We start from the raw sequence: 15418 nt of genomic DNA, 5'->3' as shown, positions 1-15418 counted from the left end.
CAAGTGTATTGACAGAAAGAGGTGATAGCATAAAGACACCATTTACTCCTCCGTTGTTCGCCTAACCGGTAATCAGGATATGACCGAGCCAGCAGACCCCAGTCGCGAGCGCCTTAAGCACCACTTTGCCCAGCGGGTCATTCATCAGGCACGTCAGATTCTTGAGATATGGCAACGTCTACAACGCAGCGAATGGTCGAGCAGCGACATGGCCGAGCTCAGCGAAGCGAACCTGCGCCTGTTACGTTTCGCCGAACGTTTCGAGCAACCGGAACATATCCGACTGGCTCATGGCATCAACCAATCACTGGAAGCGGTGGATGCCAATCGCGGTCGCCTGAGCAGCGCGCTGATCACTGACCTCAATCGCCTGATGCAGCGTCTGTCGTACACCGGCCTGCGCCATGGCGATCAACTCGAACACACCTTCCTGCCCCCCTTGCGCAGGCCGGTCTACCTGATGTTGCAGGACCATGAATGCGCCGGGCGACTGGCCAAGCAACTGGCGTTCTTCGGCCTCAGCGCCCAGCCGCTGGACAGTGTCGCAGCGTTCCGTTCGTCCATGGCCGAGCGCTTGCCGGCGGCGCTCGTCATGGACGTCGACTTCAGTGGCAATGGCATGGGCCTACGCCTGGCGGTCGAAGCTCAGCTCGGTCTCGAACACAAATTGCCGCTGCTGTTTTTCAGCCTGCACGAAACCGATACACCGACCCGCCTGGCCGCCGTGCGCGCTGGCGGACAGGAGTTCCTCACGGGCGTCCTGGAGGCCTCCAGTCTGCTGGAGAAAATCGAAGTCTTGATTTGCGTAGCCCAGTACGATCCCTACAAAGTCCTGGTCATCGATGACTCGCCGGCCCAGGCGCGACACACCGAACGCCTGCTCAACGGTGCCGGGATCGTCACCCGAACACTGATCGATCCGATCCAGGCCATGGCCGAATTGGCGGATTTCCAGCCAGACCTGATCATTCTCGACATGTATATGCCAGCTTGTACCGGTACCGAGCTGGCCAAGGTAATCCGCCACAATGATCGGTATGTCAGCGTGCCGATCATCTACCTGTCCGCCGAGGACGACTTGGACAAGCAACTCGACGCCATGAGCGAGGGCGGTGACGACTTCCTGACCAAGCCGATTAAGCCACGCCACCTGATCACTACCGTGCGTAATCGTGCAGCGCGGGCGCGTAACCTCAAGGCAAGGATGGTCCGCGACAGCCTGACCGGGCTGTACAACCACACCCATATCCTGCAATTACTCGAAGACGCCAGCCTGCGCGCCCGTCGCGACTGCAAGCCACTGAGCTTCGCGATGCTCGATATCGACCACTTCAAGCGGGTCAACGACAGCCATGGCCATCCCATGGGCGACCGGGTGATCAAGAGCCTGGCGCTGTTTCTCAAGCAGCGCCTGCGCAAGACCGATTTTATCGGCCGTTATGGCGGTGAAGAGTTCGCCATTGTCATGCCCGACACTGACGTGGAATCGGCCTACCGGGTACTGGACGAGATTCGTCAGCGCTTCGCGGAAATCCATTACCCGGCACAGCCCCAGGATCTGTGGTGTACCTTCAGCGCCGGGGTGGCCGAGCTGCATGCAGGCAGTGACAGCCTGACAATGGCAACCCAGGCCGACGAAGCGCTCTACTGCGCCAAACATGCGGGGCGCAACCAGGTGCAGGCCGCGCTGCAATATCGAGGACTGTCTGGGCAGAGGCGACGCCTTGCGCCTGAGCAGTGCCAGCCAGGCCATCGAAGTGATTGAACAGGAACTCGCCAGCCTGCACGCGCTGGTGGGAGGCACACTCAGTGAAGTCCGCGACCACAGGGAACGCATCCACCAACTGGGCGGCGACAACCTGCTGCGCATCGGCGAGGGTCGCCGCCAGGGCGAACGCCTGCTGGAACTGGGTAGGGAACTGCATACGGCGGTGCAAGTCTTCCGCGTCTGATCATGTCATTTATTGGGACGGCATAACGATGAAGATTGGCGCCCTTGACCATGCGAAGGGCAGATCTGATTGATCAATAAGAAAATTCAACACCTATAACATAGCCCTTTAATAGCTTGTGCTCATGATAGGTTCCATGCGCTGAAACCAATGCAAAGGGCGCATATTATGAGGGCACCTACGTCGCCCCCCGGCGTTTCTGTCGAAGAAAATATGGCCACGGCCTTCCATAAGAAAAATATTTTGAAGGCGGGATCGGCTTTTATTTACTCTTGGTTTTACACCCAAGTCAGAAATCGCGGCCCTTGGGACTACAAAAAAACATCCAGCGAATATGAAGCCTTTGGAAATTTCAATTACGGCGCCACTGGCACCGCGGCAGGCTTCAGCGAAGGCGTTCTTTTACGGGCAGCAGGTTTTGCCCAGAACCGGGCAGGAACATCCACCGAAGAATTTGGCACTTGGTGGGGGCAAGCCCCTTTCGGTGACGATCCAGCAGATCAGCGATGGATCAAGGAAGGAATAAGGTATGCCAAATTCAGAAACTACTAAAAAGCCTGTTTATCTCGTAGCCATTTCCGCATCACTGGCGCTTTCGCTGGCTTACATCGGCTGGCTATGTATCTTCCCCCGGAATATGCCTCATCTGACAGAAGTGATACTGCGCACGCCACTGGCTCCAGATGCCTTTATCTACGGTATAAAGGACGAACGCGGTGGCGCGACGGTTCCCTTCAGCTATCGGTATTATGTGTATCGAACACTGCCAGCCGACAGCGACATTTTGTCCGAACTGAAAACCGCGACCCCATTCCTCGTCACGCGGGATGAGTCAATAACCCTTGATATTCGGGACTCGACGATCACCGTAGCGGTTGATAAAGAAGTCTACGACTATCACAGCAACACCCTCTATCGACATGCCAATGGCGTCGACTACACCCCCGTGAATATCTATTTGCGCACCACCCCTGGGCACTGATTGCGCGAGTGGCGGCCAAGGGCTCCGGTTTCCAGGAGGCACGCCAGTGACCAGATTCAAGGCCATGGTCACAAACTTCGCGCAAACATCGGACATCGTGCTGGCTATTGCAGTTAACTAGACAGTCATCCAGGCTTTGCGGCATAGTCGGCGCGCATTGACAACTGCACACAGATAACAAGGAAACAGCCGATGGCGACCCTACTGGTCCTGCATGGACCCAACCTGAACCTGCTGGGCACCCGCGAGCCGGGCGTCTATGGCGCGGTCACACTGTCCGAGATCAACCAGGATCTGGAACGTAGAGCCCGAGAAGCCGGGCACCATCTGCTGTATCTGCAGAGCAACGCCGAGTACGAATTGATCGATCGAATCCACGCTGCCGGTGGCGAAGGCGTGGACTTCATCCTGATCAATCCAGCCGCTTTTACACATACAAGTGTCGCATTACGTGACGCGCTGCTGGCGGTGAGCATCCCATTCATCGAAGTGCATTTGTCGAACGTGCATAAACGCGAACCTTTCCGCCATCACTCCTATTTTTCAGATGTGGCGGTAGGCGTGATCTGCGGCCTTGGCGCCAGCGGTTACCGACTGGCCCTGGAGGCCGCCCTAGAGCAGCTTTAAAGACAGGCAACAGCTTGAACGACAAGCGATAAACGCCCCTGACCAACCCTTGGGAGTTGATGATTCATGGATATCCGTAAAGTTAAGAAACTGATCGAATTGCTGGAAGAGTCCGGTATCGACGAACTCGAGATCAAGGAAGGCGAAGAGTCTGTACGCATCAGCCGCCACAGCAAGACCCCGGCACAGCAGTACTACGCGCCGATGCCTGCCCAGGCTCCGGCCCCCGTTGCCGCTCCGTCCGCAGCGGTTGTTGCCGTGCCTGAAGCCGCTGGCGCGCCGAAGCTGAACGGCTTCGTGGTCAAGTCGCCGATGGTCGGCACCTTCTACCGCACCCCGGCCCCGACTTCGCCAGCGTTCGTCGAAGTGGGCCAGACCGTCAAGAAAGGCGACACCATCTGCATTGTTGAGGCGATGAAAATGATGAACCACATCCAGGCCGAAGCCAGCGGTGTGATCGAATCCATTCTGGTAGAAAACGGTCAGCCGGTTGAGTATGACCAGCCGCTGTTCACCATCGTTTGAACCGCGGAGCGCCTTCGATGTTAAAACCTGCGAAGCTGGAAAAAGTCCTGATCGCCAACCGTGGCGAAATCGCCCTGCGCATCCTGCGCGCCTGTAAGGAAGAGGGCATCAAGACCGTCGCTGTTTACTCGACGGCCGATACAGAACTGATGCACGTGAAACTGGCCGACGAAAGCATCTGCATCGGCCCGCCCCTGGCTACCCACTCGTACCTGAATATCCCGAACATCATCGCTGCCGCCGAAGTCACGGGCGCCACGGCCATTCACCCGGGCTACGGCTTCCTTGCGGAAAACGCCGATTTCGCCGAACAGGTCGAAAAATCCGGTTTTGCCTTTATCGGCCCAAAAGCCGATACCATTCGTCTGATGGGTGACAAGGTATCGGCCAAGGCAGCCATGATCGCCGCCGGCGTGCCGACCGTTCCTGGTTCAGACGGCCCATTGCCCGAAGACGCCGACACCGCTCTGCGCATTGGTCGTGAAGTCGGCTACCCAGTGATCATCAAGGCCGCCGGCGGCGGCGGCGGTCGTGGCATGCGCGTGGTGCACAGCGAACAAGAGCTGGTTGAAGCGGCCAAGCAGACCCGCGAAGAAGCCGGCGCCTGGTTCAGCAATCCGATGGTCTATCTGGAAAAATTCCTGACCAACCCACGTCACGTGGAGGTCCAGGTGCTCTCCGACGGCCAGGGCCAGGCGATCCACCTGGGTGACCGCGACTGCTCGCTGCAACGGCGCCACCAGAAGGTTCTGGAAGAAGCACCGGCTCCGGGCATCGACGAGCAAGCACGCGCAGAAGTCCTGGCCCGTTGCGTCAAGGCCTGTATCGACATCGGCTATCGTGGTGCCGGTACGTTCGAGTTCCTGTACGAAAATGGTCGGTTCTACTTCATCGAGATGAACACCCGCGTGCAGGTAGAGCATCCGGTATCGGAAATGGTCACTGGCATTGATATTGTCAAGGAGATGCTGAGCATCGCCGCTGGCAATAATCTGTCGTACACCCAGGACGACGTGAAGATTCACGGTCACGCGCTGGAATGCCGGATCAACGCCGAAGACCCCAAGACCTTCATTCCAAGCCCCGGCCTGGTCAAGCATTTCCATGCGCCAGGCGGCAACGGCGTGCGGGTCGACTCGCACCTGTACAGCGGCTACAAGGTTCCGTCGAACTATGACTCGCTGATCGGCAAGCTGATCACCTGGGGCGCCACTCGCGACGAGGCCATGGCGCGCATGCGCAATGCCCTGGATGAAGTCGTGGTGGACGGGATCAAGACCAATATCGCGCTGCACCGCGACCTGGTTCGCGACGCGGGGTTCTGCGAAGGTGGCGTGAACATTCATTACCTGGAGCACAAACTTGCTCATCAATGAGTAGGTGATCCAACACAAGGCCGCTTGATTGCGGCCTTGTCGCACTCCGGCACACCCGTTCACCACAACTTCCACCTTCTCAGCCAGTAGGGATGATAGTCGTCTTCTGCTTCCCGCTCGCGTAAACTGGCGCGTTGCTCGCGACCGATCCGGTTGCACATTCACTTTTTTCACAGGTGCCCGCCATGCCTTGGCTGCAAGTACGCCTCGCCATCAGCCCGGAACAAGCCGAAACCTACGAAGACGCTTTCCTTGAAGTCGGCGCTGTTTCGGTAACCTTCATGGACGCCGAAGATCAGCCGATTTTCGAACCCGAACTCAACACCACACCGCTGTGGACCCATACCCATCTGCTGGCGCTGTTCGAAGGCGGCACCGAAGCAGCCCGAGTGCTTGCCCACCTGGAGCTGTTGACCGGTTCGCCGCTGCCCGAGCACCATAGCGAGGTGATCGAGGATCAAGACTGGGAACGCAGTTGGATGGACAACTTCCAGCCCATGCGCTTCGGTCAGCGCCTGTGGATCGTGCCCAGTTGGCACACCGCCCCGCAGCCGGACGCGGTCAACCTGTTGCTCGATCCGGGTCTGGCCTTCGGCACCGGTACGCACCCGACCACCGCGCTCTGCCTGGAATGGCTCGACGGCCAGGACCTCAAGGATTGCCACGTCCTCGACTTCGGCTGCGGCTCGGGAATCCTGGCCATCGCCGCGCTGCTGCTCGGCGCCAAGCAAGCAGTCGGTACCGATATCGACGTGCAGGCCCTGGAGGCCTCCCGCGACAACGCCGGACGCAACAACATTGCCGAGGCGCTGTTCTCCCTGTATCTGCCAGAGCACTTGCCACGGATACAGGCCGATGTGCTGGTCGCCAATATCCTCGCCGGCCCGCTGGTGTCCTTGGCCCCGCAACTGTCCAGCCTGGTCAAGCCGGGTGGCCGCCTGGCGCTGTCGGGCATCCTCGCCGAACAGGGCGAAGAAGTGGCCGCCGCTTATGCCCATGACTTTGCTCTGGAGCCGCTTGCCGAGCGCGACGGTTGGGTGCGCATCAGTGGCCGTCGGCGTTAGAATGAGCGCTTGGATCAACCGGATCGCCGCATGACCGATAGCTTCGTCACTCAGTGCCCGCATTGCCAAACCAGCTTCCGCGTCAGCCATGCCCAGTTGAGCGTGGCCCGCGGAGTGGTTCGTTGTGGCTCCTGCCTGCAAGTGTTCAACGCCGCACGGCAGCTGCTCGAACAACGTGCGACCCAGGAGGCCGGGGCAGCCCAGCCTGCGGCGGCCTCTGCGGTCGTGCCTCCTGCGCCGTCATTGCCTGCCGAACCTGCCGCTGCGCCGCCACGCGCCATCAGCCAGAAGCAATGGACCACGCAAGCGCTGGACCTGGACAGCCTGGACCTCGACGAAGAACTGGCCCGCCTGGAACAGCGCGAGATCCAGCCGGCCAAGGCATTCGGCGACCAGGGCAAATCCTTCAGTGCGCGTCGCGACAGCGATGACGACGAAACGCCATGGTCAGGCAGCCTGTTCAGCGAGCCGGCCACCGAACACGACGACAGCGCCAGTGCTCAACCGTCCTCGCCAACCGCTCCGGCCAGGACCGAACGCAAGGCCGAGCCGCCCGGGCCGAGCCGCACCGAACCCTCGCTGTCCTTCGATCTCGCCGACCTGGATGAAGAGCCCCAGGCCCCGCGTCTGAAAATCGAAGACCACGAGCTGGCAGACAATGCGACTCACCAATCGCTGAGCGCCGACGCGCACGACGCAGACGAACCCGTGACCGGCCCTCCGCAGAAGCCCACGCGCACTCGCAACGAGCCCGGCATGCATGACGACGTGCTGCTGGACCTTGAGGACGACCCGATTCATCTCGACTGGCAACGCCGCCGGTCGCCCTGGGGCAAACGCCTGCTGTGGCTGCTGCTGGTACTGCTCGCGGGCGCGTCGCTGGCCGCTCAGTACATCGTCTATCATTTCGACGAACTGGCGCGCCAGGATCAATATCGCCCCTGGTTCCAGCAGCTGTGCCCACAAATCGACTGCAAGGTGCCTTCCAAAGTCGATATTGCCCGGATCAAAAGCAGCAACCTGGTAGTGCGCAGCCACCCGGACTTCAATGGCGCATTGGTAGTCGACGCGATCATCTACAATCGCGCATCGTTCTCCCAACCATTCCCGCTGCTGGAATTGCGCTTCGCCGATCTCAACGGTCACCTGATTGCCAGCCGACGGTTCAAGCCCAGCGAGTACCTGGGTGGCGACCTCAGCGGCCAAAGCGAAATGCCACCCCAAACCCCGATCCATATCGCCCTGGATATCCTCGACCCAGGTGCCAAGGCCGTGAACTATAGCCTCAGCTTCCACTCACCCGAGTGAGTCAGGGTCCACCGTGCTGTCTGCCGGTTTTTTCCGGCGCTAACCAAACTGTTGGCGATAACGGAGTAACTGTTCAGATTTTATCCAACTTTGCCTTTATCCGGTCATCGAGAGCGGGTATCATGCCAACCCTTTTTCGAACTCTAATGATCCGGCCCCACAACAGGGAAGTCCTATGTCGGCGGTACGCATCGGCCCATACACACTGCAGAACAGCTTGATTCTCGCGCCAATGGCGGGGGTCACCGACCAGCCCTTTCGTCAGCTTTGCCGGCGCCTGGGCGCGGGCCTGGTGGTTTCGGAAATGGTAACCAGCGATATGAGCCTGTGGAACAGCCGCAAATCGCGTCTGCGCATGATCCACACAGGTGATCCCGAGCCTCGCTCGGTACAGATCGCCGGTGGTGATGCACAGATGCTGGCAGATGCGGCCCGGGCCAATGTCGAGCTGGGGGCGCAGATTATCGACATCAACATGGGGTGCCCGGCCAAGAAGGTCTGCAACAAGGCGGCCGGTTCCGCATTGTTGAAAGACCAGGACCTGGTGAAGGAGATCCTGCACGCTGTCGTGGCGGCTGTCGATGTACCCGTCACCTTGAAGATACGGACCGGCTGGGACCGGGCGAACAAGAACGGCCTGACGGTGGCGAAGATCGCCGAGCAGGCAGGCATTAGTGCCCTGGCGGTGCATGGACGAACCCGTGCCGACCTGTACACCGGCGAAGCCGAGTACGACACCATTGCCGCGATCAAGCAGGCGGTGTCGATCCCGGTCTTCGCCAACGGCGATATCGATTCGGCGCAAAAGGCCCGGTACGTGCTGCAGGCAACCGGTGCCGATGGCCTGTTGATCGGTCGGGCCGCCCAGGGGCGACCATGGATTTTTCGTGAGATCGAGCATTTTCTGCGTACCGGTGAGACCCTTCCGGCACCGCCGTTGTTCGAAGTGGAACGCATTCTGCTAGAACATCTGGCCGCGCTGCATGCCTTCTATGGGGAGATCATGGGCGTGCGCATTGCCCGCAAACATGTCGGCTGGTATCTCGCAACCTTGCCGGGCGCCAGGGAGTTTCGCGCCCACTTCAATCGTTTGGAAGAGACGGAAGCACAGTGCTCCAACGTTCATGAGTTCTTTGCCGAGCGTCACAAGAGCCTGGCGACAGGGAACGCAGAGGGAGTGGCCGCATGACGATGATGACCGAGACTTTAGTGAGTGGAACGACGCCCGTGAGCGACAATGTCAATTTGAAACAGCACCTCAACACGCCCAGCGAAGAAGGCCAGACGCTTCGCGGTAGCGTCGAGAAGGCGCTGCACAATTATTTCGCCCACCTTGAGGGCGCGGCGGTCACCGACGTGTACAACCTGGTGCTCTCCGAAGTCGAGGCGCCCCTGCTCGAAAGCGTGATGAATTACGTCAAGGGCAACCAGACCAAGGCCAGCGAGCTGCTCGGTCTGAACCGCGGCACCCTGCGTAAGAAACTCAAGCAGTACGATTTGCTGTAAGCATTCAATCAAACCAGAAAGGCGCCCGCGTAGAACCGGTCGCCTTTTTTTGCTGACTCCCTTGCTTTTTGATGGACACTGAGATGACCGACCAGACTACTCGCCTGCCGATCCGCCGCGCCCTGATCAGCGTTTCCGACAAGACCGGGATCCTTGATTTCGCTCGTGAACTGCAAGCCCTGGGCGTGGAGATTCTCTCCACCGGCGGTACCTTCAAGCTGCTGCGCGACAACGCCGTGGACGCTGTGGAAGTGGCGGACTACACCGGTTTCGCGGAAATGATGGATGGCCGGGTGAAGACCCTGCACCCGAAAATCCACGGCGGTATCCTCGGCCGTCGCGGCATCGACGACGCCGTCATGAGCGAACACGGCATCCGCCCGATCGACCTGGTCGCGGTCAACCTCTATCCGTTCGAAGCGACCATCGGCAAGCCCGGCTGTGACCTGCCGACCGCCATCGAAAACATCGACATCGGCGGTCCGACCATGGTTCGCTCGGCGGCCAAGAACCACAAGGACGTCGCCATCGTGGTCAATGCCGGCGACTATGCCCAGGTTCTGGAAAGTCTCAAGGCCGGCGGTCTGACCTATGCCCAGCGCTTCGACCTGATGCTCAAGGCCTTCGAACACACCGCCGCCTACGACGGCATGATCGCCAACTACATGGGCACCGTGAACCAGGCCGCGCCCACCCTGAGCACCGAAGGCCGCAGCGAGTTTCCGCGAACCTTCAACAGCCAGTTCGTCAAGGCCCAGGAAATGCGCTACGGCGAGAACCCGCACCAGAGCGCGGCGTTCTACGTGGAAGCCAAACCCGCCGAAGTTGGCATCGCCACCGCCACCCAGTTGCAAGGCAAGGAACTGTCGTTCAACAACGTGGCCGACACCGATGCCGCCCTTGAGTGCGTGAAGAGCTTCGTCAAACCGGCCTGCGTCATCGTCAAGCACGCCAACCCGTGCGGCGTGGCAGTGAGCCCGGACGCCGAGGGCGGCATCCGTCGGGCCTATGAGCTGGCCTACGCGACCGACAGCGAATCGGCCTTCGGCGGCATCATTGCCTTTAACCGCGAACTGGATGCCCAAACCGCCCGCGCCATCGTCGAGCGGCAGTTCGTCGAGGTGATCATCGCCCCGTCCGTCAGCGAAGAAGCCCGCGCCATCGTTGCCGCCAAGGCCAACGTGCGCCTGCTGGCCTGCGGCCAATGGGATGTCCACCGCGCCCCGGCCTGGGATTACAAGCGGGTCAACGGCGGTCTGTTGGTGCAGAGCCGCGATATCGGCATGATCGGCAGCCAAGACCTGCAGGTCGTGACTCAGCGCGCGCCGACCGAACAGGAAATCAACGACCTGATCTTTGCCTGGAAAGTCGCCAAGTACGTCAAGTCGAATGCCATCGTCTACGCCAAAAACCGCCAGACTATCGGCGTCGGCGCGGGCCAGATGAGCCGTGTCAACTCCGCCCGCATTGCTGCAATCAAGGCCGAACACGCGGGCCTGCAGGTGCAGGGCTCAGTCATGGCCTCGGACGCGTTCTTCCCGTTTCGCGACGGTCTCGACAACGCGGCCAAGGTCGGTATCACTGCAGTGATCCAGCCGGGCGGTTCGATGCGTGACAATGAAGTGATTGCGGCGGCTGATGAAGCCGGCATTGCCATGGTCTTCACCGGCATGCGCCATTTCCGTCACTGATACGACGACGGCCGCACGGAAACCGGCACCTGCTGCGCGGGAGCCGACCTCGATGATGCTCATTGCCAAAAGGCAACGGCGCTCAGCGAGGCCGACTCCGCCTTGCATCTACCGGCTTCAGTACCGCTTCCTACAGCGTCAGACGCTTTAGGTTTCCATAGAATTTTGCGTCATCGAGGTTTTTGAAATGAATGTTTTGATCATCGGCAGCGGTGGCCGTGAACATGCCCTGGCCTGGAAAGTGGCGCAGGACCCGCGTGTCGAGAAAGTCTTCGTTGCCCCCGGCAACGCCGGCACCGCCATCGAAGCCAAATGCGAGAACGTCGCCATCGACGTCCTGGCGCTGGAGCAACTTGCCGACTTTGCCGAGAAAAACGTCGCCCTGACCATCGTCGGCCCTGAAGTGCCACTGGTAGCCGGTGTCGTCGACCTGTTCCGTGCCCGTGGCCTGGACTGCTTCGGGCCAACCGCCGGTGCCGCCCAACTGGAAGGCTCCAAGGCTTTCACCAAGGATTTCCTGGCCCGCCACAAGATCCCGACCGCCGATTACCGGAACTTCACCGAGGTCGAGCCGGCCCTGGCCTATCTGCGTGAAAAAGGCGCACCGATCGTGATCAAGGCCGACGGCCTGGCCGCCGGCAAAGGTGTGATCGTTGCCATGACCCTGGCCGAAGCCGAAGACGCGGTACGCGACATGCTCGCCGGTAACGCGTTCGGCCAAGCCGGTTCACGGGTGGTGATCGAAGAGTTTCTCGATGGCGAAGAAGCCAGCTTCATTGTCATGGTCGATGGCAAGAACGTCCTGCCAATGGCCACCAGCCAGGACCACAAGCGCGTCGGCGACGGCGACAGCGGCCCGAACACCGGCGGCATGGGAGCTTACTCGCCGGCTCCGGTGGTCACCGCCGAGGTTCACCAGCGCGTGATGGATCTGGTGATCTGGCCGACTGTGCGCGGCATGGCCGAGGAAGGCAATGTCTACACCGGCTTCTTGTATGCCGGATTGATGATCGACAAAGCCGGCAATCCGAAGGTCATCGAATTCAACTGCCGCTTCGGCGACCCGGAAACCCAACCGGTCATGCTGCGCTTGCAATCGAGCCTGGTGCTACTGGTCGAGGCCGCGCTGGCCCAAGCCCTGGACAAGATCCAAGCGCAATGGGACCCGCGGCCGAGCCTGGGCATCGTCCTGGCGGCCGGCGGCTACCCGGGCGATTACGCCAAGGGCGCGCCGATCAACGGCCTGGATGCCGCCGCCAGCCTGGAAGGCAAGGTTTTCCACGCCGGTACCGCGCTCAAGGATGGTCAGGTAGTGACTGCCGGCGGTCGGGTGCTGTGCGCTACGGCGCTGGGCAACAGCGTCGAGGCGGCACAGGGGCAGGCTTACCGCTTGGCAGCTAAAATCAATTGGGAAGGCTGCTTCTACCGTAGTGATATTGGCTATCGTGCAATTACACGCGAACGCGCAGAAAGCCAGGAATAAACTATCCGACCGGATAGGCAAGGGCCTCAGACCCTTGCCGTATTATTCCCGCCCTGCGCATAGTTATAACTCAGGCATCAACCTACGAAGGGATTTCGCCGTGCGCTGGCTCAGGATTGCCATAAGTTTCACCGTCAGCCTGCTGACCCTGCTTTGCCTCGCATCGGCCGCACAAGCCTCGCAAGGCAGCGGCTGGGCGATTTTGCTCGATGATCAGGGCCACCTGCAACTTAGCGATATCCGCTCCTCGCGCTACATCAACCAATTCAGCCCCGTCGAACTTGATCGACTGACTGCCGCTCACCCCGAAGGTGCCCTGTGGTTGCGCTTTCGTCTGCAGCCGAGCAAACACGAGCAGCTGCTGCGGGTTTTTGCTCCGGACCTCGCGCACCTCGACCTGTACACCCTCGACGGCGACACGCTGATCGACCAGATCCGCAGTGGCAACGACCTGTCGAAAGCTGAACGGCCGTTGCCCAGCAGCGATTTCATGCTGCCCCTGACACAAAGTTCCAAACCTCTGGACATCTACCTGAGGCTGGTCTCTAAACACGAGCTGCGGCCACACATCACCCTCGAGTCGGCAGTGATGACTGCTGCCGGCCAAGGCCAGACGCTACTCTATGGCCTGTTGTTCGGCTGTCTGTCGATGCTGATCCTGCATAACCTGACCCGCTTCGCCTACACCCGTTCGAGCAGCAGCCTGTGGCTGGCCGCGTGCGAAGCCCTGCTGCTGCTCAGCGCCCTATTCCTGCTGAACCTGGCAGGGCCGTGGCTGCCCGACTGGCACGGTGCGCAGACACCCGGCGCCTACCTGGCACTGCTACTCACCGCACCCTGCGGCCTGATGTTCACCTACTGCTTCTTCTCCCCCTTGGGTCCGCATCCCCTGAACAAGCTGTTGCTGGGCGACATTCTGGTGATCTGCCTGGGCGGGCTGTTGCTGCTGTTCGTTGACACTCTGCCCTTGAACGTGATGACTTACGGACTGGTCGGACTGGCCAGCCTGAGCATCCTGCTGGTCGCCGCCTATCACTGGCAGAAGGGCTATCGTCCGGCGCGGTGGTTCGTCGTCGCCATGGTCATCTTCAATATCGGCACGCTGGTCATCCTGCCTGCCCTGTTGGGCCTGACCCTGGTGCCGCCGCAAGGTCTGATCGTCGCCCTGCTGGTCCTCATCTGCATCAGCGGCCTGTTGATGAGCATCGCCTTGGGCGAGCGGCGCCGAAGCATCACCGAAGACCAATTCAGCGTCAGCCGCGACCTGGCGGCGAGCAATGCCGAAATCGCCGCCAAGGCGGAGTTCCTGGCGAAGATCAGCCACGAAATCCGCACCCCGATGAACGGCGTGCTGGGCATGACCGAGCTGCTGCTGGGCACCCCACTGTCGGTCAAGCAGCGCGACTACGTACAAACCATCCACAGTGCAGGCAACGAACTGCTGACCCTGATCAATGAGATTCTCGACATCTCCAAGCTGGAGTCCGGGCAGATCGAGCTCGACGATGTGCAATTCGACCTCAATGCCTTGATCGAAGACTGCCTGAGTATTTTCCGTGCCAAGGCCGAGCAGCAGAACGTCGAACTGATCAGCTTTATCCAGCCGCAGGTCCCACGGGTGATCAGCGGTGACCCCACGCGCTTGCGCCAGGCCCTGCTCAGCCTGCTGGAAAACGCCCTGAAAAAGACCGATGAGGGCGAAATTCTCATCGTTGTCGTCCTCGATGAACGCAACGGCCAGCCGCGCCTGCGCATTGCGGTCCAGGATAGCGGCATGCCGATGGATGACGAAGAACGTGATGCCCTGCTCCACGCCGAGCTGCAGAGCAAGAATTTCCTGGCCGCGACTCGTCTGGGAGGTCATCTGGGCCTGGTGATCGCTCGCCAGTTGATCCTGCTGATGCAGGGCGAGTTCGGCATCAAGAACAGCCCCAATCAAGGCAGCACGCTGTGGCTGACGCTACCGCTGGACCCGCTGCACCTGGAGCACCCGACTTGCGACCTCGACGGCCCGCTCAAAGGCGCACGGGTGCTGGTGGTCGACGACAACGACACCTGCCGCAAGGTTCTGGTACAGCAGTGCAGCGCTTGGGGCTTGAATGTCAGTGCCGTGCCCTCCGGCAAGGAAGCCCTGGCCCTGTTGCGCACCAAGGCGCACTTGCGTGACTACTTCGACGTGGTCCTGCTCGACCAGAACATGCCCGGCATGACCGGCATGCAACTGGCGGCGAAGATCAAGGAAGACCCGAGCCTCAATCACGACATTCTGCTGATCATGCTGACCGGTATCAGCAATGCGCCGAGCAAGATTATCGCGCGTAACGCCGGTATCAAGCGCATCCTCGCCAAACCGGTGGCCGGCTACACCCTCAAGACCACCCTGGCCGACGAACTGACCCAGCGCGGCACCGGCCCGACCTCGATGCTCACCCTGAACACGCCCGTGGTGGCCCCCATCACGGTACCGAGCGATTTCCGCATCCTGGTCGCTGAAGACAACAGTATTTCCACCAAGGTGATTCGCGGTATGCTGGGCAAACTCAATCTGCAGCCGGACACCGCCAGCAACGGCGAAGAGGCGCTGCGTGCGATGAAAGCCCAGCGCTACGACTTGGTCCTGATGGACTGCGAAATGCCGATACTCGACGGGTTCTCCGCGACCCAGCAACTGCGGGCCTGGGAAGTCGGCAACCAACGGGTGCGCACGCCGGTGGTGGCACTGACCGCGCATATCCTCAGCGAACATAAGGAGCGGGCACGCCAGGCCGGCATGGACGGCCATATGGCCAAGCCCGTTGAGCTCTCGCAACTGCGTGAGCTGGTGGAACACTGGGTGGCCCAGCGCAACAACCAACAAGTCCAGGCACCGACCACCTCCTGAGCCGACAGACCGCGCGGCGCCTG

14 protein-coding genes are annotated in these 15418 nt (G+C 60.6%); all 14 read left to right on the top strand.

Annotation, left to right across the window (positions count from 1 at the left end):
* Positions 1 to 79: 79 nt before the first annotated feature.
* A complete protein-coding gene (locus BMX68_RS11035; RefSeq protein ID WP_017130185.1) occupies positions 80 to 1765 on the top strand; it encodes a diguanylate cyclase in 1686 nt (561 codons plus the stop codon).
* Positions 1725 to 1952, top strand: coding sequence for a hypothetical protein (locus BMX68_RS11030; RefSeq protein ID WP_017130186.1), 228 nt, complete (start codon positions 1725 to 1727; stop codon positions 1950 to 1952). Before BMX68_RS11035 ends, BMX68_RS11030 begins: the two co-directional genes overlap by 41 nt.
* A gap of 213 nt (positions 1953 to 2165) precedes the next feature.
* The gene (locus BMX68_RS11025) at positions 2166 to 2504 is read left to right on the top strand and encodes a polymorphic toxin type 44 domain-containing protein (RefSeq protein ID WP_081503009.1); all 339 of its coding nucleotides are present in this window, start codon (positions 2166 to 2168) and stop codon (positions 2502 to 2504) included.
* Entirely contained in the window at positions 2482 to 2934 is a 453-nt protein-coding gene (locus BMX68_RS11020) for a hypothetical protein (RefSeq protein ID WP_017130187.1), read from the top strand. Before BMX68_RS11025 ends, BMX68_RS11020 begins: the two co-directional genes overlap by 23 nt.
* A 192-nt stretch (positions 2935 to 3126) precedes the next feature.
* A complete protein-coding gene (aroQ, locus tag BMX68_RS11015; RefSeq protein ID WP_017130188.1) occupies positions 3127 to 3561 on the top strand; it encodes a type II 3-dehydroquinate dehydratase in 435 nt (144 codons plus the stop codon).
* A 66-nt stretch (positions 3562 to 3627) separates the two neighbouring features.
* Complete coding sequence (accB, locus tag BMX68_RS11010) at positions 3628 to 4086, top strand: acetyl-CoA carboxylase biotin carboxyl carrier protein (RefSeq protein ID WP_017130189.1); 459 nt, start codon at positions 3628 to 3630, stop codon at positions 4084 to 4086.
* Between the two features lie 17 nt (positions 4087 to 4103).
* Positions 4104 to 5462: an acetyl-CoA carboxylase biotin carboxylase subunit gene (accC, locus tag BMX68_RS11005; RefSeq protein ID WP_017130190.1), complete on the top strand. Its 1359-nt coding sequence runs from the start codon at positions 4104 to 4106 to the stop codon at positions 5460 to 5462.
* Positions 5463 to 5647: 185 nt separating this feature from the next.
* A complete protein-coding gene (gene prmA, locus BMX68_RS11000) occupies positions 5648 to 6526 on the top strand; it encodes a 50S ribosomal protein L11 methyltransferase (RefSeq protein WP_017130191.1) in 879 nt (292 codons plus the stop codon).
* 30 nt (positions 6527 to 6556) lie between these two features.
* Positions 6557 to 7834 carry a DUF3426 domain-containing protein gene (locus BMX68_RS10995; RefSeq protein WP_017130192.1) on the top strand — a complete coding sequence of 426 codons (1278 nt, stop codon included), beginning with the start codon at positions 6557 to 6559 and terminating at the stop codon, positions 7832 to 7834.
* A 175-nt stretch (positions 7835 to 8009) separates the two neighbouring features.
* Positions 8010 to 9023 (top strand): tRNA dihydrouridine synthase DusB, encoded by a 1014-nt coding sequence (dusB, locus tag BMX68_RS10990; RefSeq protein WP_017130193.1) that lies wholly within the window; start codon positions 8010 to 8012, stop codon positions 9021 to 9023.
* Positions 9020 to 9340 carry a DNA-binding transcriptional regulator Fis gene (gene fis, locus BMX68_RS10985; protein WP_003186237.1) on the top strand — a complete coding sequence of 107 codons (321 nt, stop codon included), beginning with the start codon at positions 9020 to 9022 and terminating at the stop codon, positions 9338 to 9340. The genes dusB and fis overlap by 4 nt, the downstream gene beginning before the upstream one ends.
* 83 nt (positions 9341 to 9423) lie before the next feature.
* Positions 9424 to 11031: a bifunctional phosphoribosylaminoimidazolecarboxamide formyltransferase/IMP cyclohydrolase gene (gene purH / locus BMX68_RS10980; protein ID WP_074862155.1), complete on the top strand. Its 1608-nt coding sequence runs from the start codon at positions 9424 to 9426 to the stop codon at positions 11029 to 11031.
* 187 nt (positions 11032 to 11218) lie between these two features.
* Positions 11219 to 12514 carry a phosphoribosylamine--glycine ligase gene (purD, locus tag BMX68_RS10975; protein WP_060783553.1) on the top strand — a complete coding sequence of 432 codons (1296 nt, stop codon included), beginning with the start codon at positions 11219 to 11221 and terminating at the stop codon, positions 12512 to 12514.
* Positions 12515 to 12614: 100 nt separating this feature from the next.
* Positions 12615 to 15395 (top strand): hybrid sensor histidine kinase/response regulator, encoded by a 2781-nt coding sequence (locus BMX68_RS10970; RefSeq protein WP_017130194.1) that lies wholly within the window; start codon positions 12615 to 12617, stop codon positions 15393 to 15395.
* The last annotated feature ends 23 nt before the right edge of the window (positions 15396 to 15418 follow it).

This window comes from Pseudomonas agarici, assembly GCF_900109755.1.
Taxonomy (GTDB): domain Bacteria; phylum Pseudomonadota; class Gammaproteobacteria; order Pseudomonadales; family Pseudomonadaceae; genus Aquipseudomonas; species Aquipseudomonas agarici.
Note: the sequence above shows the minus strand (reverse complement) of the source record. Positions and strands in the feature narration are given on the sequence as shown.